The sequence below is a fragment of the Oerskovia sp. PE-21s genome (assembly GCF_056158145.1).
Window position 1 is genome coordinate 85,283 of sequence record NZ_JBUXJM010000006.1, and the last position, 20,330, is coordinate 105,612.

At 72.3% G+C, this 20,330-nt stretch carries 17 protein-coding genes; 6 read left to right on the forward strand and 11 right to left on the reverse strand.

All coding sequences use genetic code 11. From position 1 onward, the window contains the following. Nucleotides 1-18: 18 nt before the first annotated feature. From ACZDYF_RS12915 to ACZDYF_RS12925, 3 genes are all read right to left on the reverse strand, one after another. On the reverse strand, nucleotides 19-963 hold the full coding sequence (locus tag ACZDYF_RS12915) for a threonine/serine dehydratase (protein ID WP_475057361.1): 945 nt from the start codon (nucleotides 961-963) through the stop codon (nucleotides 19-21). Nucleotides 964-1,102: 139 nt separating this feature from the next. Next, nucleotides 1,103-1,789, reverse strand: a complete 687-nt coding sequence (locus tag ACZDYF_RS12920; protein WP_191791830.1) for a FadR/GntR family transcriptional regulator — start codon at nucleotides 1,787-1,789, stop codon at nucleotides 1,103-1,105. A gap of 33 nt (nucleotides 1,790-1,822) precedes the next feature. Then, the gene (locus ACZDYF_RS12925; RefSeq protein WP_475057366.1) at nucleotides 1,823-3,298 is read right to left on the reverse strand and encodes a hypothetical protein; all 1,476 of its coding nucleotides are present in this window, start codon (nucleotides 3,296-3,298) and stop codon (nucleotides 1,823-1,825) included. A 316-nt stretch (nucleotides 3,299-3,614) separates the two neighbouring features. On the opposite strand from ACZDYF_RS12925, the gene ACZDYF_RS12930 reads away from it, so the two are divergent. Genes ACZDYF_RS12930 through ACZDYF_RS12940 form a run of 3 tightly spaced genes read left to right on the forward strand, consistent with a single transcriptional unit; the run spans nucleotide 3,615 to nucleotide 6,681 of the window. Then, nucleotides 3,615-4,421, forward strand: coding sequence for a (Fe-S)-binding protein (locus ACZDYF_RS12930; protein ID WP_475057370.1), 807 nt, complete (start codon nucleotides 3,615-3,617; stop codon nucleotides 4,419-4,421). Then, complete coding sequence (locus tag ACZDYF_RS12935; RefSeq protein WP_475057373.1) at nucleotides 4,418-6,019, forward strand: LutB/LldF family L-lactate oxidation iron-sulfur protein; 1,602 nt, start codon at nucleotides 4,418-4,420, stop codon at nucleotides 6,017-6,019. Before ACZDYF_RS12930 ends, ACZDYF_RS12935 begins: the two co-directional genes overlap by 4 nt. Further along, nucleotides 6,016-6,681, forward strand: a complete 666-nt coding sequence (locus tag ACZDYF_RS12940) for a LutC/YkgG family protein (RefSeq protein ID WP_475057377.1) — start codon at nucleotides 6,016-6,018, stop codon at nucleotides 6,679-6,681. The genes ACZDYF_RS12935 and ACZDYF_RS12940 overlap by 4 nt, the downstream gene beginning before the upstream one ends. A gap of 34 nt (nucleotides 6,682-6,715) precedes the next feature. On the opposite strand, the gene ACZDYF_RS12945 is transcribed toward ACZDYF_RS12940, so the two are convergent. The 4 genes from ACZDYF_RS12945 to ACZDYF_RS12960 all read right to left on the reverse strand — a co-directional run bounded on the left by ACZDYF_RS12945 (nucleotide 6,716) and on the right by ACZDYF_RS12960 (nucleotide 11,216). Beyond that, on the reverse strand, nucleotides 6,716-7,270 hold the full coding sequence (locus ACZDYF_RS12945) for a TetR/AcrR family transcriptional regulator (protein WP_475057380.1): 555 nt from the start codon (nucleotides 7,268-7,270) through the stop codon (nucleotides 6,716-6,718). Further along, the gene (locus ACZDYF_RS12950) at nucleotides 7,267-7,851 is read right to left on the reverse strand and encodes a sugar O-acetyltransferase (protein ID WP_475057383.1); all 585 of its coding nucleotides are present in this window, start codon (nucleotides 7,849-7,851) and stop codon (nucleotides 7,267-7,269) included. Before ACZDYF_RS12950 ends, ACZDYF_RS12945 begins: the two co-directional genes overlap by 4 nt. Nucleotides 7,852-7,884: 33 nt before the next feature. Further along, nucleotides 7,885-8,469: an NUDIX domain-containing protein gene (locus tag ACZDYF_RS12955; protein WP_475057386.1), complete on the reverse strand. Its 585-nt coding sequence runs from the start codon at nucleotides 8,467-8,469 to the stop codon at nucleotides 7,885-7,887. A gap of 110 nt (nucleotides 8,470-8,579) precedes the next feature. Further along, complete coding sequence (locus ACZDYF_RS12960) at nucleotides 8,580-11,216, reverse strand: glycosyl hydrolase family 18 protein (RefSeq protein ID WP_475057389.1); 2,637 nt, start codon at nucleotides 11,214-11,216, stop codon at nucleotides 8,580-8,582. Nucleotides 11,217-11,474: 258 nt separating this feature from the next. On the opposite strand from ACZDYF_RS12960, the gene ACZDYF_RS12965 reads away from it, so the two are divergent. Continuing rightward, nucleotides 11,475-12,101: a uridine kinase family protein gene (locus ACZDYF_RS12965; protein ID WP_204807638.1), complete on the forward strand. Its 627-nt coding sequence runs from the start codon at nucleotides 11,475-11,477 to the stop codon at nucleotides 12,099-12,101. A 40-nt stretch (nucleotides 12,102-12,141) separates the two neighbouring features. Here the strand turns inward: ACZDYF_RS12965 and ACZDYF_RS12970 are convergent, their stop codons facing one another. Further along, the gene (locus tag ACZDYF_RS12970; protein ID WP_475057392.1) at nucleotides 12,142-13,677 is read right to left on the reverse strand and encodes an MFS transporter; all 1,536 of its coding nucleotides are present in this window, start codon (nucleotides 13,675-13,677) and stop codon (nucleotides 12,142-12,144) included. Between the two features lie 360 nt (nucleotides 13,678-14,037). Here ACZDYF_RS12970 and ACZDYF_RS12975 point away from each other — a divergent pair, with 360 nt between their 5' ends. Both ACZDYF_RS12975 and ACZDYF_RS12980 read left to right on the forward strand, forming a co-directional pair. Then, the gene (locus ACZDYF_RS12975; RefSeq protein ID WP_475057395.1) at nucleotides 14,038-15,225 is read left to right on the forward strand and encodes an aminotransferase class I/II-fold pyridoxal phosphate-dependent enzyme; all 1,188 of its coding nucleotides are present in this window, start codon (nucleotides 14,038-14,040) and stop codon (nucleotides 15,223-15,225) included. Between the two features lie 147 nt (nucleotides 15,226-15,372). Then, a complete protein-coding gene (locus ACZDYF_RS12980; protein WP_191792274.1) occupies nucleotides 15,373-15,786 on the forward strand; it encodes an SRPBCC family protein in 414 nt (137 codons plus the stop codon). Between the two features lie 105 nt (nucleotides 15,787-15,891). Here the strand turns inward: ACZDYF_RS12980 and ACZDYF_RS12985 are convergent, their stop codons facing one another. From ACZDYF_RS12985 to ACZDYF_RS12995, 3 genes are all read right to left on the reverse strand, one after another. Continuing rightward, complete coding sequence (locus ACZDYF_RS12985; RefSeq protein ID WP_475057398.1) at nucleotides 15,892-16,350, reverse strand: OsmC family protein; 459 nt, start codon at nucleotides 16,348-16,350, stop codon at nucleotides 15,892-15,894. A 220-nt stretch (nucleotides 16,351-16,570) separates the two neighbouring features. Then, nucleotides 16,571-19,138, reverse strand: a complete 2,568-nt coding sequence (locus tag ACZDYF_RS12990; protein ID WP_475057401.1) for an ATP-dependent Clp protease ATP-binding subunit — start codon at nucleotides 19,136-19,138, stop codon at nucleotides 16,571-16,573. A gap of 230 nt (nucleotides 19,139-19,368) precedes the next feature. Then, nucleotides 19,369-20,316 carry a YwiC-like family protein gene (locus tag ACZDYF_RS12995; RefSeq protein WP_364077272.1) on the reverse strand — a complete coding sequence of 316 codons (948 nt, stop codon included), beginning with the start codon at nucleotides 20,314-20,316 and terminating at the stop codon, nucleotides 19,369-19,371. Between the last annotated feature and the right edge of the window lie 14 nt (nucleotides 20,317-20,330).

The window sequence follows — 20,330 nt, forward strand, 5'->3', positions numbered from 1 at the left end:
GCCGGGCGCCGGTGTCGCTCAGCGCGCCAGGTCCGCAGGGTCCGTGTTCGCCCCGCACAGCACGACGGCGACGCGCTCGCCGGGGTCGGGCACGTACGTGCGCGACTCGAGCGCCGCGAGCGCCGCCGCGGCCCCGTGCTCGACGACGAGCCGCCGCTCGTCCCACAGGTGCCGGCGCGCGGCGACGATCGCGTCGTCGGACACCAGGACCGAGCGCACGTCCGCGTGCTGCGCGAGCGACAGCGCCATCTCGGAGGTGCGGCGGGCGCCGAGCGAGTCGGCGGCGACCGACGCGACGGGGACGTCCACCACGCGACCCGCGTCGAGCGCGGCGCGCAGGGCCTGCGCACCGTGCGGCTCGACCGCCACGACCCTGATCCCGTGCGGACGGGCCGCGGCGGCCACGCCGCTGAACAGCCCGCCGCCGCCGACCGCGACGACGACCGTGCTGACGTCGGGGCGGACCGCGACGATCTCCTGCAGGAGCGTGCCCGCGCCCGCCGCGATCAAGGGGTTGTCGTAGGCGTGCGACGCCAGGGCCCCGGTCTCGTCCGCGAAGGACTGCGCGGCGTCGAGGGCCTCGGCGTACTCGGACCCGACCTGGTGGACCTCGGCGCCGAGGGTGCGCAGGCGCGCGACCTTGACCGGCGGCGCGGTCTCGGGCACGAACACGGTCGCCCGGACCCCGTGCGCCCTCGCCGCCCACGCGTTCGCCATGCCCGCGTTGCCGCCCGACGCGATCACGATCCCGGCGTCGGGCAGCGTGCCTGCGTCGAGGTGGGCACCCACGAAGTTCAGGGCACCGCGCGCCTTGAACGAGCCCGTGTGCTGCATGAGCTCGAGCGCGAACACGCCCGTCGCGGCACCGAGAGCACCCGGGTCCGTGGGGGCCAGCGCGACGGGCCGCACCTGCCCCGCGATGCGCTGCGCCGCGGCGAGGACGTCCAGGTGGTCGATGGTCATGCGGAGTCCTCCGGGGGGTGGGCGGCGGACCGGTGGGCCCAGAGGAACACTACGACGTGGCCGCCCGGGCCCGCGCTTCGCGGGGGACGTACGCCGAGGTAGGGGGCTGCCCCCTACCTCGCGCGCCCCGGGGTCCGACTCACAGCCCCGCCTCGCGGTAGAAGCCCTCGATGTGCTCGCGCACGGCCACGACCGCGCCCGCGGCGTCACCGTTCGCGACCGCGTCGAGGATCGCGCGGTGCTCGGCGCGCAGCCGCACCGCGGTGCGGGGCCAGTCCTCCAACCGTTCGGTCCCGGCAGCGACGTAGGACTCGATGGCCCCTCGGAGCCCGGTCATGACGGCCTCGACGAGCGTGTTGCCCGCGAGCCGGACGAGTTCCACGTGGAACGCCGCGTCGAGCTCGCGGAAGCGGGCCGCGTCGAGCGAGGGGTCGTCCATGGCGTCGAGCAGCGCGACGGCCTCCGCGAGCCCGGCGCCCGCGGCCTTCGCGGCGGCCTGGCCGACCGCCCAGGTCTCCAGCAGCACCCGGGTCTCCACGACGTCCCGGACCACGAGGGTCCCGGACGCGACGTGCAGTCGCACGGCCGCCCCCAGGCCTGCGGCGGGCCGGTCGATGACGGTGGCTCCGGCGTCGGGCCCTGAACCGACCGCGGTGCGGACGATGCCCATGGCCTCCAGGACGCGCAGCGCCTCGCGGACCGAGGGGCGCGAGACGCCGAGCTCCTCGGCGAGCGCACGCTCGGCCGGGAGGCGTTCGCCGAGGCCCCAGCGGCCGGCGGTCAGGTCCGCCTCGATCCGGGCGAGGACGATCTCGTGGGTGCGCACGAGGTCAGCGTAGTGCCGGGTGCCGTCGTCGGGTCAGGTGGCGTCAGGACGCCCGCGCCGCAGGATCAGGGCCACCGTTCCGCCGACGACGAGCAGGGCCGCCACGCCGACCACCGGGCCGAGCGCGGTTCCCGTCGCGGCGAGCCCGTCGGACTTCTGCGCCTCCCGGGCCTCGTCGGTGGGCGCGGGTGCCGACGCGGTGGAGGGCGTGCGCTCCGTCGTCGTGCCCTCCGTCGTCGTACCGGACGTCGAGGCACCCGGCGACGAGCCCGAGCTCGACCCGTCGTCCGGTGCGACGGCGGTCGGCAGGTCGGTCGGCGGGTCGGTCGGCAGGTCGGTCGGCGGACCCGACGGCTCAGACGAGACCGTGACCGTCTCGCTGTCCTGGAACGGCGCCGGCTCCCACGTCGCGTAGATCTGGCAGGCCTCTCCGAGGGGAGTGCTCGTGACGTCGCTCTGGTGGTAGGACGTGCCGTCCCCGCCGCCGCGCGCCGTCAGCGCGACGACTCCTTCGTCTGCGACGGCATCGGTGCACAGCCTGACCTCCGCAGGGTAGGTGGGGGCGTCGCGGACGACGAGCGTGCCGTCGCTCGCGAGCTCCGCGTGCCCGGCGGACTCCTCGCACACCCGGACGGGCACGTCCGAGGTGATGGTGATGGGGCTGTCGAAGACAGTGGTCCTGAGCTCCCACGAGATCTCCTGCCCGAGCCGGACGGTCGGGTTCGTCGCGGTCACGTCGCCCCACTCGCGGATCATGCTCGCGAGCCGGGCGATCTCGTCGTGGTCCAGTCCGAACAGGTCGCAGTTGATCCCGTCGGTGACGCACCAGATCATGGACTGGAGCGCGAGCCGCTCCGGTACCGTCCCGTCGGCCCGGCCGGTGAGGCCCAGCGGGGACGTGTAGCCGTCGCGGATCATCGTGTCGACGGCGGCGAGCTGCTGCTGGTTGAGACGCTGCGGTCTGACCAGGGTGGGGAACGGGACGGGGACGTCCCCTTCCGCGAGCACACCACCTGGCAGCAGGTTGTTGCACGTGTTCAGCAGGGCGTCGGTGCAGAACGACCACTCGGAGACCGGACCGTCGATCGCGGCGTCGTAGCGGACGGCGCACAGCGGGGGGTGCGAGGCGGCGTCGGCCGTCCCGTCGACGTCGTAGAGCGGGACGAGCCTGCCCGCGTTGTACGCCTCGAGCCGCTCGCCGGAGACGAGGGTGAGGTCGGTGTAGTAGTCGGGCCCGGAGCGCCTCGGGTCGCGGTCCGTGGCACCGGGGCACACGGGGGCACGGAACGTGCCCACGGGGGACGACGGAGCGTCGGCCGCGGCGTCCTGTGCGGTCGCCACGAGCCCGCCGTCGGCGGGTCTGGCGGTGGTGGTGGGAGTGGCTGTCGCGGTGGCGACCGGTGCGGTCACCACGAGCCCTGCGGTCGCGGCGACGAGTGCGGTCAGTGCTGCGACTGCGCCGACGGCGAGCCTCCGGGAACGAGGGTGATCGCGGTCAGGGACAGGCATGACGAAGTGAACCTCCAGCGACGAGAAGAGCGCGCGCCCGAGGATGCCGGGCTCGACGACTCAGCCCACGGCGGGCCGGCGATCGGCATGATACGACACGCGTCTGTGCGCCCCGGACGCCCCGCTCGCACCGCGCCCATGTGGTCCGACCACAGCGACGCGATGGTCTACAGTGGCTCGGACATCATGTGGTCAGACCTCAGCCCGCTCATCGTCGAGCGGAGGACGGGACGGCCGCACGGCACCTCCGACGGGCACTCGCCGCCCGCCGGGACCAGACTGAATCCCACCGCCCCCTGCCCGGCTGGAGTACCCAGTGCGTATCGCCCTCGCCGCCACCTGCATCGCCGACGCGATGTTCCCCCAGGCCCCTCGGGCCACCGTCCAGCTCCTCGAACGCCTCGGCCACGAGGTGTTCTTCCCCGAGCAGCAGACGTGCTGCGGGCAGATGCACGTCAACACGGGCTACTTCGACGAGGCCGTGCCCGTCATCAGGAACCACGTCGAGGCGTTCGCGCCCGCGCTCGACGGCGAGTGGGACGCGATCGTCGTGCCGTCGGGCTCGTGCACCGGCTCGATCCGCCACCAGCAGGCCATGGTGTGCCGGCGCGCGGGCCAGGAGAAGCTCGGCGCGACCGCCGAGGCCCTGGCCGCCAAGACCTACGAGCTGTCCGAGCTGCTCGTCGACGTGCTCGGGGTGACCGACGTCGGCGCGCACTTCCCGCACCGCGTCACCTACCACCCCACGTGCCACTCGCTACGCATGATCCGCGTGGGCGACAAGCCGCTCCAGCTCCTGCGCGCCGTCGGCGGGATCGACCTCGTCGAGCTCCCCGGCGCCGAGAGCTGCTGCGGGTTCGGCGGGACGTTCGCGCTCAAGAACTCCGAGACCTCGACCGCGATGCTCAGCGACAAGATGTCGAACGTGAAGTCGACGGGCGCCGAGGTCGTCACGGCGGGCGACTACTCGTGCCTCATGCACATCGGCGGCGGGCTCTCGAAGCTGCGCTCCGGGGTGCGCACCATGCACCTCGCGGAGATCCTGGCCTCGACGCAGGACGCGCCGACGCTCGTGGCCGAACCGGCCCACGCCCGCTCCGACGACGAGGAGGCCGCACGATGAGCACCTTCCTGGGATTCCCCACCCGTCGCGGCGCGAGGACCCTGCCCGAAGGCGGCACGCACCACGGCTCGCCCGGCACCACCGCGAGCCCCGGCTGGGCCGACGACGTGCCGCACCCCGACGCTCCGCTGCGCTGGGGCGAGACGTTCCCCGAGGCCGCCAAGCAAGCGCTGGGGAACACGCAGCTGCGCCGCAACCTGGCCCACGCGACCTCGACCATCCGGGCCAAGCGCGCGGCCGTCGTCGGCGAGGTACCCGACTGGGAGGCGCTGCGCGACGCGGGCTCGACCATCAAGGCCCACGTCATGAGCGACCTCCCGCACCTCCTCGAAGAGCTCGAGCGCAACGTAACCGCGCGCGGCGGCGTCGTGCACTGGGCCCGCGACGCCGCCGAGGCCAACCGCATCGTGACAGAGCTGGTCAAGGCCACGGGCGAGACCGAGGTCGTCAAGGTCAAGTCCATGGTCACGCAGGAGATCGGGCTCAACGAGGCGCTCGCCGAGGAGGGCATCGCGGCGTTCGAGACCGACCTCGCAGAGCTCATCGTGCAGCTCGCCGACGACATGCCCTCGCACATCCTCGTGCCGGCGATCCACCGCAACCGCTCCGAGATCCGCGAGATCTTCCTCGAACGCATGGGCGACGCCCCGCCCGACCTGACCGACGCCCCGCGCGAGCTCGCCATGGCCGCCCGTGCGCACCTGCGCCGCAAGTTCCTCTCCGCGAAGGTCGCGATCAGCGGCGCGAACTTCGCGGTCGCGGACACGGGCACGCTCGCGGTCGTCGAGTCCGAGGGCAACGGGCGCATGTGCCTCACGCTCCCCGAGACCCTCATCACCGTCATGGGCATCGAGAAGCTCATCCCCACCTACCAGGACCTCGAGGTCTTCATGGCGCTCCTGCCCAGGTCCTCGACCGGCGAGCGCATGAACCCGTACACGTCCCTGTGGACGGGCGTCACGCCGGGCGACGGACCGCAGGAGTTCCACCTGGTCCTGCTCGACAACGGGCGCACCAAGGCTCTGGCCGACGACGTGGGCCGCGCGGCCCTGCACTGCATCCGCTGCTCGGCCTGCCTCAACGTGTGCCCGGTGTACGAGCGCGTGGGCGGGCACGCGTACGGCTCGGTCTATCCGGGCCCCATCGGCGCGGTCCTCACGCCCCAGCTCACGGGGTCGACGGGGAAGTCCGACCCCAACAACTCGCTGCCGTACGCCTCGACGCTGTGCGGCGCGTGCTACGACGTGTGCCCCGTGAAGATCGACATCCCGTCGCTGCTCGTGCACCTGCGGGCACGTGAGGTCGACCAGGACCGGGGCCGCCCCACGGCCTGGGGAGCGGCCATGAAGGCCGCGTCGTTCGTCATGGCCAAGCCCGGCCGGTTCGAGCTCGCCGAGAAGGCCGGCGGCGTGACCCGGGTCCTGGGCGGCAGCTCTGGCCGCATCTCGTCGCTGCCGTTCCCGGGGTCGAGGTGGACCGACGCGCGCGACCTGCCGGTCCTGCCCAAGCAGAGCTTCCGCGAGTGGTGGGCCACCGACCACGCTCCGCACGAGCCGGTCCCTCCCGTCTCCCCCGACACGACCGGAGACGCCCGATGAGCGCGCGCGACGACATCCTGGCCCGCGCGCGCGCGGCCGTCATCACCGACGGCGCGCACCTCGGGGACGCCGTGGCCGCACAGGCACCGGTCTCGCGCGAGTACCGGACGACGGGCGAGCACTCCCCCGGGTCGCCCGAGGCGGTCGAGATCCTGGTCGACCGGCTCGTCGACTACCGCGCGATCGTGCACCGGGCAGCGACCGAGACCGACCTGGCCCGCACCGTGGGCGAGCTGCTCGCCGACGCGCGCTCCGTCGTCGTGCCCCCAGGGGTGCCCGCGCCCTGGACGAGCGCGCTCGGGGCCACGACCGCCGTCGTGCACGACTCGCGGGAGGACCGGCGGACCGCCGCCGAGCTCGACCAGGTCGACGGGGTCCTCACCGCGTCGCGGCTGGCCGTCGCGGACACCGGGACGATCGTCCTGGACGGCGAGGACGACCAGGGGCGCCGCGCGATCACGCTCGTCCCGGACCTGCACGTGTGCGTCGTGCGGACCGGCGACGTCGTGCACACGCTGCCCGAGGCCGTGACGATCCTCGCCGCGCACCCCACGCGCCCGCAGACGTGGATCTCGGGGCCGAGCGCGACGAGCGACATCGAGCTGTCGCGCGTCGAGGGGGTCCACGGCCCGCGGACGCTGCACGTGATCCTCTGGGGCTGAGCCCCTCACCCCACCCTCGGTGCCGAGCATGCGCTCAGCCCACCTGGCGTCGCACCGCGCGGCGTACGCGCTCGGGGTCGAGCGGGGCGTCGAGCGGGCCCGTCGACAAGGCCGCGTGCAGCACGAGCCCCTCGATGAGGGCGTCGAGCTCGGGCACGACGTCCGCGTCCACGTGCCGCCGCAGCGCGGCCTGGCTCGCGGCCATCCACCGCTGCGTGACCGTGCGGAAGGCGGGCTTGCGGGCCGCGAGCACGTAGAGCTCGAGCGCGACCAGCAGGTCCCGCTGGTAGCTGCCCGACTCGTCGCAGACCAGCGCGACGAGAGCCTCGACCGGGTCGCCGCCCTCGGGGACCGCGTCCATCGCCGCCTCGAAGCGCGCCGCGGCCTGGGCCGCGTGCCGCTCGAACGCGAGCCGCAGCACGTCGTCGAGGTTCTCGAAGTGGTACGTCATGGACCCGAGCGGGACGTCGGCCGCGGCGGCGATCACCCGGTGAGTCGCGCCCGCGACGCCGTGCTCGGCGATGACATCGAGGGCCGCGTCGACGATCCGGTCCTTGCGGTCGGGGTCGACGCGGCGCACCGCGGTCACTCGTCGATGTGACGCAGCACGCGGGCCGGGTTGCCCACGGCCACGACGTTCGCGGGCAGGTCGCGCGTGACGACGGACCCGGCGCCCACGACCGTGTTCTCGCCGATCGTCACGCCCGGGCACACTGTCACACCGCCGCCGAGCCACACGTTGTCGCCGATCGTGATGGGCTGCGCGGCCTCCCACTTGTCCCGGCGCGGGCCGGGCTCGACGGGGTGCGTGGGCGTCAGGAGCTGGACGTTGGGGCCGATCAGCACGTCGTCACCGATCGTCACGGGCGCGACGTCGAGGCACACGAGGTTGAAGTTCACGAAGACGCGCGCGCCGACCGTGGTCCGGTAGCCGAGGTCGCAGCGGAACGGGGGGCGGATGTCGCTGCCCTCGCCGAACGCGCCGAGCAGCTCGGTCAGCACCTCGCGGCGAGCCGTGCCGTCGTGGGGGTCCAGGGTGTTGAGGCGGTGGCTGAGCGACATGGCACGCTCCGAGTCGGCCGCGATCTGCGGGTCGTCGGCGAGGTAGAGGTCGCCCGCGAGCATGCGCTCGCGCATGGTGCGCTGGTCGGAGGGGTCCGGGAAGGTCATGTGTACAAGCGTACACATGACCGTGGGCACCCGTCAGTCCGAGGCCCGACGGCGGTGCGTCATCTCCTCGAGGACCGTCCGGAGCCGCACGGGGAAGTCCTCGGGCGTGTCGGGCGGGAGCCGGTCGACACGGAACCACGCGACGGCCTCGCTCTCGTCGCTGACCACGGGCAGCGCCTCGAGGTCCGCGAACGCGACATAGCCCACGTCCCAGTGGACCAGACACGTGCCGAAGCGGGAGGACAGCGCGTGCCGGTGCAGGTCCACGGGCGCGCCGCCGGGCTCGAAGGGCTCCAGCCCGACGATGCCGCTCTCCTCGCGGGCCTCGCGGAAAGCCGCTGCCGCCAGGCTCTCGTCGCGCGGCTCGACGTGACCGCCGACCTGGACCCAGAACTGGCCCTTGCGGTGGAAGCACAGCAGCACGTGCAGCAGGTCCGGGGTCAGCACGAAGCAGCTCCCCGTCAGGTGCTCGGCGCCACCGCGGAAGATCACGTCCCCCCGGCCCTCCTCGACGAACGCCACGTACTCCTCGCGCAGCGCGGACTGCGCGGGGCTCAGCGGCACCCAGGACCGGATCGAGTCGAGGGCGGTGGCGGCAAGGTCTTCGGCGGAGGTCACCCGGGAAGCCTACGACCGACGTGCGCGAGGTAGAGGGTCGCCGCCGAGGCAGAGGGCTCCAACCCTCCACCCCGGCGCGGTCCCTCTCCCTCGGCACCGGCCTCAGGGGGTCAGCACGCCCCCTCGTCCTTCCACGGGCCCCAGTCGCTGGCCACGGGCGCGTTGCCCTGCGTCCAGTACCGGGCCGACCACCTGTGGCCCGCGTGCGTGACCTGCGCGCCGCCGTTGTACGCCGTCCCGGCCGCCCACGGCGCCGCCGAGCAGCCGGCACCGCCCGTGTTCCCGCCCGGGGTACCCCCGGGAGTGCCGCCCGTCGTCCCGCCGGAGACCACCGGGTTCACGACCTTCACACCGCGCGGGTGGTCGTAGGTCGTGGCGTAGGTGTTCGTCCCGATCGTCACGCGGACGTTCGAGATCTGCGCCATGGGCAGCCGCCACGACAGCTTGGTGTACGCCGAGCCGCCCGCCGGGATGCCGCCCGAGGGCACCTTGAGCGTCGCGGAGTGCAGGTCCCCCTTGAGCCCGCCCACGTTGTTGCCCGAGTGCCCCGCGACCGTCGTGATGCCCCAGCCGTTCTGCTCGCCGATCGTGGCCGAGGTGGTCGTCGCGAAGTCGAACGAGATGGTCGACCCCGCTGGGATCGCGACCGTCGACCGGTTGGAGAACGTCACCCGGGGGTTGATCGGGTAGTTGTTGTCCCCGAGCGCGAACTCCGAGAACGACACCCCGAGGTCGATCGCCTGCGCCGGCGTCGCGGTCTTGGACTTGGCCGCGCCGTAGGGCGCCGCGGAGGAGAACGTCGAGTGCATGCGCGTCACGAGGCTGTCTCCCATGCCGTACTCGCCGCTCGCCGCGTCCAGGCCGTAGTCCCCGGCCAGCTCCCAGATCATCAGGCCGCCGTAGCCACCCGCGACCACGTAGTCGGCCTTGGCCTGGATCGCCTGGTTGGAGTCGCCCGAGATGAACGACTTCGTCTGCGCGTTCCACCACCACTCGGTCTTGGTGACCGGGTCGAAGTTGTGCTGGTAGGTCCCGGTCAGCGGACCGGTCGGCGCGCCGTAGGCCGCCGCGTACGAGCCGACCTTCCCGTTCTGCAGGTTCAGCATGTGCCAGATCGGGTTGCCGCCCGCGGGGATCTTCGCCCCGGCCTTGTCGACGTCGTACCAGACGTTGTCGATCCCGCCCGCGCCGTTGCCGCACTTGGACGTGCCGCCCAGCGAGGGCCCGGTGCCCGGCGGGCACTTGGTCTGGTCGGGCAGCGCCGCCTTGCCCCACAGTCCGTTGGTCCCACCCTGGACGTTGGTCCAGCCGCGCGTGTAGAACGGGACGCCGATGTTGATGCGCCCGGCCTGCACGGCGCCGCGGAAGTAGTGCGCTGCCCAGTCGGCGTTGAGGTACCCGATCCCGTCGTACGCCCCGTACACGCCGGCGGCCGCGAGCTCGCCGTCCTTGCCGTCGTCGTACAGGGCGCCGTTGCCGCCCACGAAGTCGTTCCACGTCCCGTGCAGGTCGTAGGACATCACGTTGACGTAGTCGAGGTACGGCATGATCTGGAAGACCTCCATGCCGCGCAGCAGCCACCCGGACGCGGGTGCCGCGATGGTCAGCATGTAGTACTCGCCGTCCTGCGCCGCGGCCTTGTCGAGGGCCTCGCGCGTGGTCTTCATGAGCTGCTCGTAGTTCTTCCAGAGCTGGCCGCGCCGCGCGTCGGCGATCTGGAAGTCGTCCGGGTTCCCGGCCTTGACGTTCGAGGTCGGGTACTCGTAGTCGATGTCGATACCGTCGAACCCGTAGGTCCGCACCATCGCGACCGCGGACGCCGCGAACGCGTCGTACTCGGCCTGCGTGTCGAGGGTGTAGAAGCCCCCCGAGGCGACGCGGTTCCCGTCGGCCCCGAAGTAGCCGCCGGTCTCGGCCCAGCCGCCGACCGACACGAGCGTGCGGACGCCCGGGTGCTGCTTCTTGAACTTGGTGAGCTGGTTGAAGTGGCCTTTGTAGGGGACGGTCGGGTCGAGCGCGTTCTCGGCCCCCATGAACGTCAGGCCCGTCGCCTCGCTCGTCGCCGACTCGGCGTTCACCGAGATCTTCGAGTCCGGTCCGACGTGCGCGAACGCGTAGTTGATGTGCGACAGCTTGGTCCACGGGATGTCGCTCGCCAGGTACGACGGCGTCCCCTCCTTGCCGGTCCGCCACGACGTGAAGTACCCGATCACGCGGCGGTCGAGACCGTTGGGCAGCTTCTCGCGCCCGGCCTCGTCGTACACGTCGCAGTAGGGCACGTCGACGGTCTTGTTGACGGCGAGCCCGTCGGGGCGGCACTTCTCCTGCGGGTTCGTGGAGATGGGGGTGCCGGGGTCGGCGCCGGTCGGGTCGCCTCCGGTCGTCCCACCGGTCGTGCCGGTCGTGCCGCCGGTCGTGCCGGTCGTCCCACCGGTCGTGCCGCCGGTCGTGCCCGTGGTCCCACCGGTCGTGCCGGTCGGGTCCGTCCCGCAGGGCCCGACGACCTTCCACGCGCCCCACTGCTGCGTGCCGGGCGTCTCGCCCTGGGTCCACCAGGACGCCTTGTAGTTGGACCCGCTGTACGACGCGACGCTCCCGCCCGTGTACGCCGACGACGCCGACCACGCGGGCGCGCACGCCTCGGCCGCGGACGCCACGGGTACCTGCGCGACGAGCGGTACCGCCACCACTGCCGTCGCGGCGACTCCTGCGAGCCACCGCCTCACGGACCGTCTGCTTCGTTGCATGATCGACCGCCTCCCCAGCACGGCTGCGGCACCGTTGCCGCGGCATCGTGTGCCGTCACGCTAGGCCGCGCGTCGCGGCGCCCACATCAGGGGCGCCCGCACAGTTCGCTACGTACGTGGTTCCCGCAGCCCTCCGATGTGGCTCTCAGGCGTCGCGTCAGGACGAGCGTGGCCTCGGAGCCACGCTCGTCCTGACACCAAGCAGCGGCCCGACGGCGCCGCGCACGAGGTGCGTCCGCGGGCTGGGAGAATGGTCGGGTGACGAACGGCCTCTTCGACCTGCCCGAGGGCACGCGTGTCCCACCCCGTCGGATCGTCCTGCTGACGGGGCCGTCGGGCTCGGGCAAGACGTCGCTCACCCGGCGCCTGGGCCTGCCGGTCGTCGAGCTCGACGACTTCTACCACGACGTCGACCACCCCGGGATGCCGCAGCGTTTCGGGATCGTCGACTGGGACTCCCCCGGGAGCTGGGACTCGGCGAGCGCCATGGACGCGCTGCTCGCGCTCGTCACGACGGGCCACTCGGACGTCCCGGTGTACGACATCCCCACGTCGCGCCGCACGGGCACGACGCATCTGGACGTGTCCGGGTCGCGCCTCGTGATCGCGGAGGGGATCTTCGCGGCCGAGCTCGTCGCGGCCTGCCGTGCCGAGGGCATCCTGGCCGACGCGATCTGCCTGCGCAGGCCGCGGCTCATGACGTTCTGGTTCCGGCTGCTGCGCGACCTCGGGGAGTCGCGCAAGCCGCCCCTGACGCTGCTGCGCCGCGGCTGGGGGCTGCTGCGCGACGAGCCACGCCTGATCCAGGGCTGGGTCGACAAGGGCTGCCGCACGGCGTCGCCCGGTCAGGCCGAGCGGGACATCCGGGCGCTCCTCGCGGGCTGACGCGGCCCGCGAGGGCGAGCGACGCCGTCGGGACGGCGGCTCAGCCCAGGTGGACCGCGACCTGGTCGCCCTGCGGCAGGAGGCGCTCCTTGGGACCGCGGATCAGCACGGCCGCGAGGACGGCACCCACGACCATCGTGACCGCGGTCGCGACGAACGCCGCCGAGTAGCCGTCGACGAACGCCGCGAGCCGTGACGCCTCGTCCGTGACGACGGCCCCGGCGACCGCGCCGGCGTAGAGCGTGGTGAAGACCGACAGCCCGATCGAGCCGCCGATCTGCATCGAGGCGTTGACGGTCGCGCTCGCGGCCCCCGCGTCGTGCGGCTCGACCCCCGCGAGCGCGACGTTCTGCAGCGGCACCAGCACCAGGGCCATTCCCGCGCCCAGCACGAGGAGAGCCGGCAGGACCTCGACCGCGTACGACCCGTCCACCGTGATCCGGCTCAGGTAGGCGAGCGCCGCGGCGGCGACCAGCGGCCCACCGATCATGAGGGGGCGGGGACCGAACCGCGCGAGGAGCTGGGTGACCACGGGCGCCAGGACGAGCGTCATGATCGTCATGGGCAGCGTGCCCATGCCGGCCTGCAGGGGCGAGAGGCCCATGACGATCTGCAGGTGGAGCGCGAGGTACAGGAGCGCACCGATCATGAGCGCGCCGAAGATCGCCTGCAGCGCGAACGCGCCCGCGCGGACCTTGTTCGTCAGGACCCGCAGCGGCAGCAGCGGCTGCGCGACGCGCGACTCGATCCACACGAACAGCGCGAGGAGGACGACACCCGCTGCGAGGCACGCGATCGTCTCGGGCGCGGCCCAGCTGTGCTCGGCGAGGGTGAACCCGTAGACGAGCGAGCCGAGGCCGAGCACCACGACGACCGTCCCCAGGACGTCGTACCGGTTGTCCCCCTCCGCCTTGCTCTCACGGATCAGCACCTGGCCGGCGACCAGCGCGACCACCACGACGGGCACGTTGACCCACAGGCACCAGCGCCAGTCGGCGAACTCGGTCAGGGCACCACCCAGCACCAGCCCGACGGCGGCGCCCACCCCCGCGACCGACCCGAAGACCGCGAAGGCCGTGTTCCGCTCCTTGCCGCGCGGGAACGAGACCGTGAGCAGCGCGAGCGCGGCCGGCGCGAGCAGTGCCGCGAACACGCCCTGCAGGCCGCGCATCGCGACGAGCTCGGTGCCGTTGCGCGCGAGGCCCGCGAGCAGGGACGCGACCCCGAACCCGACCATCCCGAGCAGGTAGGTGCGCTTGCGTCCCCAGTAGTCGGCGATGCGCCCGCCGAGGAGCAGGAGCGCGCCGAACGCGAGCGCATAGGCCGTGACGACCCACTGGCGCTCGGTGTCGGTCAGGCCCAGCTCGAGCTGGGCCTGCGGGAGGGCGATGTTGACGATCGTGCCGTCGAGCACGACCAGGAGCTGCGTGAGCGCGAGGATGACGAGGATCCACCAGCGACGGGGGCCGGTCGCGACCGGCGCGTCCGGCTCGACCGGTGCGGAGCCGTGGGGCTCGGCGGAGGGAGGGATCACCTGGGCCGAGGGCGCAGAGGTGGAGGGAGAGGAGACGGGCATGACCGACCTTCGGGGACGCAGCGGGGATCGTGGGGTTTCCAGCCCGGATCGAGACGTGTCGCGAGATGCCGCAGACCGTTCGACCGCCCCAACTACGAAGTCGGACAGACGGACCATCTTAACGTGTCCCGGCGTCAGCAACCGGTGTGAGGTCGCCCACGGCCGCTCCGCGCCGGGGGCGGCATGCGCCCCGGGGTGAGCGGCGCCGTCGGGCCTCGGCCGCTCCCCGGCCGGTCTGCGGGCCCGGTGCTAGCGTGGAGACGCCTGATCCTCGCGGCCCTGCACCGCCGCCCGTCGCCGACCGGCGACCACTCACGGACACCGCCGTCCACACCACCGTCGCCCGAGCGAGGAGCTCCCATGGCCGACGAGACGATCTCCCGACGCGCACGCGACCTCGCGCGTTCCACCCCGTTCGACTTCCTGCTGGGCTTCTTCGCGCACGAGTACCCCGAGCGCCGAGCCCGCCCCGGGGTCCTCGACCTCACGTTCGGCAACCCGCACGACCCCGCCCCGACCGAGTACGTCGAGGCGCTGCGCGCGAGCGCCGTCCCGCGCGACGAGCACTGGTTCGGGTACAAGGTCAGCGAGCCCGCCGCGCGGGCCGCCGCCGCGGAGTCCCTGCGCGGCGTGGTGGACCTGCCCTTCGAGCCCGACGACGTGCACCTCACCACGGGCGGCTTCACCGCGCTCGCCCTCGCGCTCAAGCTCGTGTGCGACCCGGGCGACGAGGTCGTCTACAGCGTGCCGCCCTGGTTCGCGTACGAGGTGATCGTGCGCGAGGCCGGGCTCGTGCCGGTCAAGGTGCCGGTCTCTGCCGAGACGTTCGACCTGGACCTCGACGCGATCGCCGACGCGATCACGCCGCGCACCCGCGTCGTGCTCGTCAACACGCCCAACAACCCGACCGGGCGCGTCTACCCCCTGGGTGAGCTGCGCCGTCTGGCCGCGCTGCTCGACGAGGCCTCGGCGCGGGCGGGACGCCGCATCTTCGTGGTCTCCGACGAGCCCTACCACCGGATCGTCTTCGACAGCACGGAGTTCCACAGCCCCGCCGAGGTCTACCCGTGGACCCTGCTGGCCTACAGCTACGGCAAGACGCTGCTCGCGCCGGGGCAGCGCATCGGGTACCTCGCGGTCCCACCGACGCTGCCGGGGCGCGCGGAGCTGCGGCCCGCGATCGAGGCGCTCCAGATCGCGATCGGGTACGCGTTCCCCAACGCCGTCCTCCAGCACGCGCTGCCGCTCCTGGAGCGCATCCCGTTCGACGTCGCGCTCTACCAGCACAAGCGCGACCTCATGGTCGCCGGGCTGCGCGACATCGGCTACGACCTGCACCGCCCCGAGGGCACGTTCTACCTCTTCCCCCGCTCCCCCGACCCCGACGACCGCGCCTTCGAAGCCCTCCTCGCCGAGCACGACGTCCTGGTCCTCGGCGGGAAGTACTTCGAGACGCCGGGCCGGTTCCGCATCTCGCTCACGGCGAGCATGGACACGCTCGAGGCGAGCCTGCCGCGCTTCGCGGCGGCGTTCGGCGAGGCGGGCTGAGCCCCCGGGCCCCTCCGGCCCGACGACGTCTCTCGCCTCGTGCTCTCGGGCGCAGGCTCGTGGACGGCCGGGCCCGTGCGCCCCGCACGTGCCGACCACGGCCCCGAGGGCTACGGTCGGGGAAAACCGCTCGAAGAGGAGAGGTCCATGACCGGACTCGTCGCCACCGCCTCGATCCACATCGCCGCCCGCCCCGAACGCGTGTGGGCCGAGCTCGTCCACCCCTCCGCGACGTGGATGCTGGGGGCCAACGTCGAGACGGACTACCAGCCGGGCAGCACCATCACGTTCGAGGGCCAGTACCAGGGCAAGCACTTCGAGGACCACGGCACGGTGCTCGAGGTCGACCGGCCCCGCACCCTGCGCTTCACGCACTTCTCACCGAGCAGCGGCCTTCCGGACGTCCCGGAGAACCACCACGAGGTCGCGATCACGCTCGCCCCGGACCCCAAGGGCACGCGCGTGACGATCCGGCAGGACAACAACGACACCCCCGAGGCGGTCGAGCACTCCGAGGAGCTGTGGCGCTCGGCGCTCGCCTCGCTCGCGGGGCACGACTGACCTCGCCGGAGCCGACGCGGCACCGTCCCGGGTCGGCCTGCGGACGGGCGGCAGCCGGACGGCCACAAGCCTCGGGCCCTGACGGTGCGCCCTTGCTCCGGGACGTCAGACCGCCGAAGCCGTGGCCCCCGCGCGCACGACGCTGACCGGGGTCGCGTTCATCAGGTTGTCCGCGACGCAGCAGCGTTCCTCGGCGGCCACGAGGAGCGCGTCGATCTCCTCGTGGGTCGCGTCGGCGTCGACGTCGATCTCGAGCCGGATGCCCTGGAAGCCTGCGCGGTCCTGGGTGGGACGCCCCATCAGCCGCTGGGGGTTGAGCGATCCCGTCGCGGTGACGCTCAGGCTCCGCACCTCGATGCCGCGCTCCTTGGCGACCATGTGGGTCGTGATGTTGAGGCAGCCGGCGAGTCCGGACAGGACGAGCTCGACGGGGTTGGGGCCGGTGTCGTCGCCACCGAGCGACGCGGGCTCGTCGATCGTGACGGAGAAGTCCCTGATCTGGACGTCGAGGCGGGTCGGGGACTTCGCGGTGCCGGTGACCGTCGCGGTGTACTGGGGGGCCATGTGCCTGCCGTTCTCTTGAACTGATACCGAAGTACCAGTTTCCCCGGGAGCGAGCCCCCGCATCAGGGACGTTGGTCCTGAACCCGCGGCCCTACGTCCCCGGACGCGCCCCTACGTCCCCCCGGACGCGCCGAAGGGCCCCGATCCGTGAGGATCGGGGCCCTTCGTGCCGGTCGGCGTCAGACGACCGGGGATCGACAGCCGGTGGCTGCCGGGAGGATCACTCCGCGCCGGCCTGCAGCTCGCCGGTCGGCGGGAGGTCGGCCGTCGAGATGCCCCCGGGAGCGTTGAGCGCTGCCGTCGCGGCGACGCTCACCGGGCCACGCTCGTGGTCGTCCTTGGAGACGCCGCGGAACGTGAACTCGCCCAGCAGGCCCTCGCCCTCGGCGTCGACCAGGACGATCTGACCGGCCTTGAGCTCGCCGAACAGGATCTTCTCGGACAGCACGTCCTCGATGTCCCGCTGGATCGCGCGACGCAGCGGACGAGCACCCAGGACCGGGTCGTAGCCCTTCTCGGCGAGCAGAGCCTTCGCGGCGGTCGTGAGCTCGATGCCCATGTCCTTGTCGCGCAGGCGCTTGTCCAGCTTGGCGATCATCAGGTCGACGATCTGGACGATCTCGGTCTGCGAGAGCTGCGGGAAGACCACCACGTCGTCGACGCGGTTGAGGAACTCCGGGCGGAAGTGCTGCTTCAGCTCGTCGTTCACCTTGGCCTTCATGCGGTCGTAGCTCGTCACGAGGTCACCGCCGGCGTTGAAGCCGGTCTGGAGACCCTTGGCGATGTCCCGCGTACCGAGGTTCGTGGTCATGATGATGACGGTGTTCTTGAAGTCCACCACGCGGCCCTGCGAGTCGGTCAGGCGACCGTCCTCGAGGATCTGCAGGAGCGAGTTGAAGATGTCGGCGTGCGCCTTCTCCACCTCGTCGAACAGGACCACGGAGAACGGACGGCGACGGACCTTCTCCGTCAGCTGGCCACCCTCGTCGTAGCCGACGTAGCCGGGGGGCGAACCGAAGAGACGCGAGACCGTGTGCTTCTCCGAGAACTCGGACATGTCGAGCTGGATGAGCGCTTCCTCGTCCCCGAAGAGGAACTCGGCGAGCGCCTTGGCCAACTCGGTCTTACCGACACCCGTGGGGCCGGCGAAGATGAACGAGCCACCCGGACGCTTGGGGTCCTTGAGGCCTGCACGCGTGCGGCGGATCGCCTGGGAGAGGGCCTTGATGGCCGTCTCCTGGCCGACGACGCGCTTGTGCAGCTCGTCCTCCATCTTCAGCAGGCGCGACGACTCCTGCTCGGTGAGCTTGAGCACCGGGATGCCGGTGGACATCGCGAGCACCTCGGCGATCAGGTCCTCGTCCACCTCGGCGACGGTGTCCAGGTCTCCGGCCTTCCAGGCCTTCTCCTTGTCCGCGCGCTGCTGCGTGAGCTGCTTCTCGGTGTCGCGCAGGCGCGCGGCCTTCTCGAAGTCCTGCTCGTCGATCGCGGACTCCTTGTCGCGACGCGCCTCGGCGATCTGCTCGTCGAGCTCCTTGAGCTCCGGCGGGGCGGTCATGCGACGGATGCGCAGGCGCGCACCGGCCTCGTCGACCAGGTCGATCGCCTTGTCCGGCAGGTACCGGTCGTTGATGTACCGGTCGGCCAGCGTCGCGGCGGCCACCAGCGCGGCGTCCGTGATGGACACGCGGTGGTGCGCCTCGTAGCGGTCGCGCAGACCCTTGAGGATCTCGATCGCGTGCGGCAGGCTCGGCTCCGAGACGAGGATCGGCTGGAAACGACGCTCCAGGGCCGGGTCCTTCTCGATGTGCTTGCGGTACTCGTCGAGCGTGGTCGCACCGATGGTCTGGAGCTCTCCACGGGCCAGCATCGGCTTGAGGATGCTCGCGGCGTCGATCGCGCCCTCGGCAGCACCCGCACCGACGAGGGTGTGGATCTCGTCGATGAACAGGATGATGTCGCCGCGCGTGCGGATCTCCTTGAGGACCTTCTTCAGGCGCTCCTCGAAGTCACCGCGGTAGCGGGAACCGGCGACCAGGGCGCCGAGGTCCAGCGTGTAGAGCTGCTTGTCCTTGAGCGTCTCCGGCACGTCGCCGCGGACGATGTCCTGGGCGAGGCCCTCGACGACGGCGGTCTTGCCGACGCCCGGCTCACCGATCAGCACCGGGTTGTTCTTGGTGCGGCGCGAGAGAACCTGCATGACGCGCTCGATCTCCGAGGTGCGTCCGATGACGGGGTCGAGCTTGCCCTCGCGTGCGGCCTGCGTGAGGTTGCGGCCGAACTGGTCGAGCACGGCCGAGCCCGACGGCTGGCCCTCGGCGGGGCCGCCCGCGGCGACGGGCTCCTTGCCCTGGTACCCGGACAGCAGCTGGATGACCTGCTGGCGCACGCGGTTGAGGTCGGCACCCATCTTGGTGAGGACCTGGGCTGCGACCCCCTCTCCCTCACGGATGAGCCCGAGCAGGATGTGCTCGGTGCCGATGTAGTTGTGGCCGAGCTGAAGGGCCTCGCGGAGCGAGAGCTCCAGGACCTTCTTGGCGCGCGGCGTGAACGGGATGTGCCCGCTGGGGGCCTGCTGGCCCTCGCCGATGATCTCGGTGACCTGCGAGCGCACACCGTCGAGGGAGATGTTGAGGGACTCCAGCGCCTTGGCTGCGACTCCCTCTCCCTCGTGGATGAGGCCGAGCAGGATGTGCTCGGTGCCGATGTAGTTGTGGTTGAGCATCCGTGCCTCTTCTTGGGCAAGGACGACGACCCGACGGGCTCGGTCGGTAAATCTCTCGAACATGTGCTGCTCCTCACGAGCGGCGTACACCCGCACCGGTGGTGCTCAGGCCTGACCGCAACGACTCTATCCGGGACCAACGGGGCCGACCCCACGGATATGCCCTTGTTCGCCAGGGGCGTGACGAGGGGCTCGCTCCGTGACCTTCGGCAGGACCGTGACCGGTGTCCGGAGGCTGTCCGTTCCGCCCGTCGGTGCCCGTTAGGCGAGGTGGGGATGACCGAAACGCGAGGTCAGGGCACCACGGCCGTCGCGGTGCCCGTCCCGAGGGCGACCGACGCGACGGACCCGGCCACCTCGGACGTCTGCGGCAGCACGAGCGCCACGACCGCCACCAGAACGCTCGCCGCGACCTCGCCCATCCCGAACTGCAGGGGCTTCGCTGCGGTGCGCGGCACCCAGACCGCCCGCACCGTGAGCCCGGCGAACAGCACCCCGGCGGGCCACCACACGAGCCCTGCCGCCGCGAGGGCGGCGGACGCGACCACGCCGGCCGCCAGGTGGTAGACGACCGACGCGACGAGGTAGGAGCGCTCGCCGCGCTCCCGGATCAGCGTCTTGACGTAGAGGATCGTCCCCGCGAAATAAGCCAGCACGAGCACGAACAGCGCCCACACCTGGGGCCACCCGATCCCCGCGACTCCCGTGACGCCGTCGGGCAGGGGCGCGTCCGGCCACCCGCCCAGCCACGCCGTGCCCGGCCACCCACCCGGCACCGGGTCCACGCCCGCCGCGAACGCGACCGGCAGCATGAGGCACGCCGCGAGCACCGTGGCGCCGTCGTTGAGCAACGAGCGCTCGCTGCGTCGGTACGAGCTCCACAGGCTCACCGCGACGAGCGGGAGGAAGAGCGGCACCCACGCGAGGAGGTCGGGGCGCACGAGCAGGACCGCGACGGCTGGGACGACCGTCGCGATCCCGTACGCCCGCACAGGCGGCCACCAGCGCGCCTTGAACCGCGACTTGAGCCACAGGCCCGTCGCGAAGAACGCGAAGTACCCGACGAACCACAGGACGGCGAGCGGCACGTGCACCCACGCAGGCCCGCCGAGGAAGATCCCGACCAGCAGCGGCACCGCGAGCATCGCCCAGGCGCCGTGCTGGTCGGGCACCCAGCCGGGGCCGCGGCGTCGTCGACGCCTCGTGGGACGCCGCTCAGGCTGCGTGCTCCCCTGGGTCATGCCCCGAGGTTGGC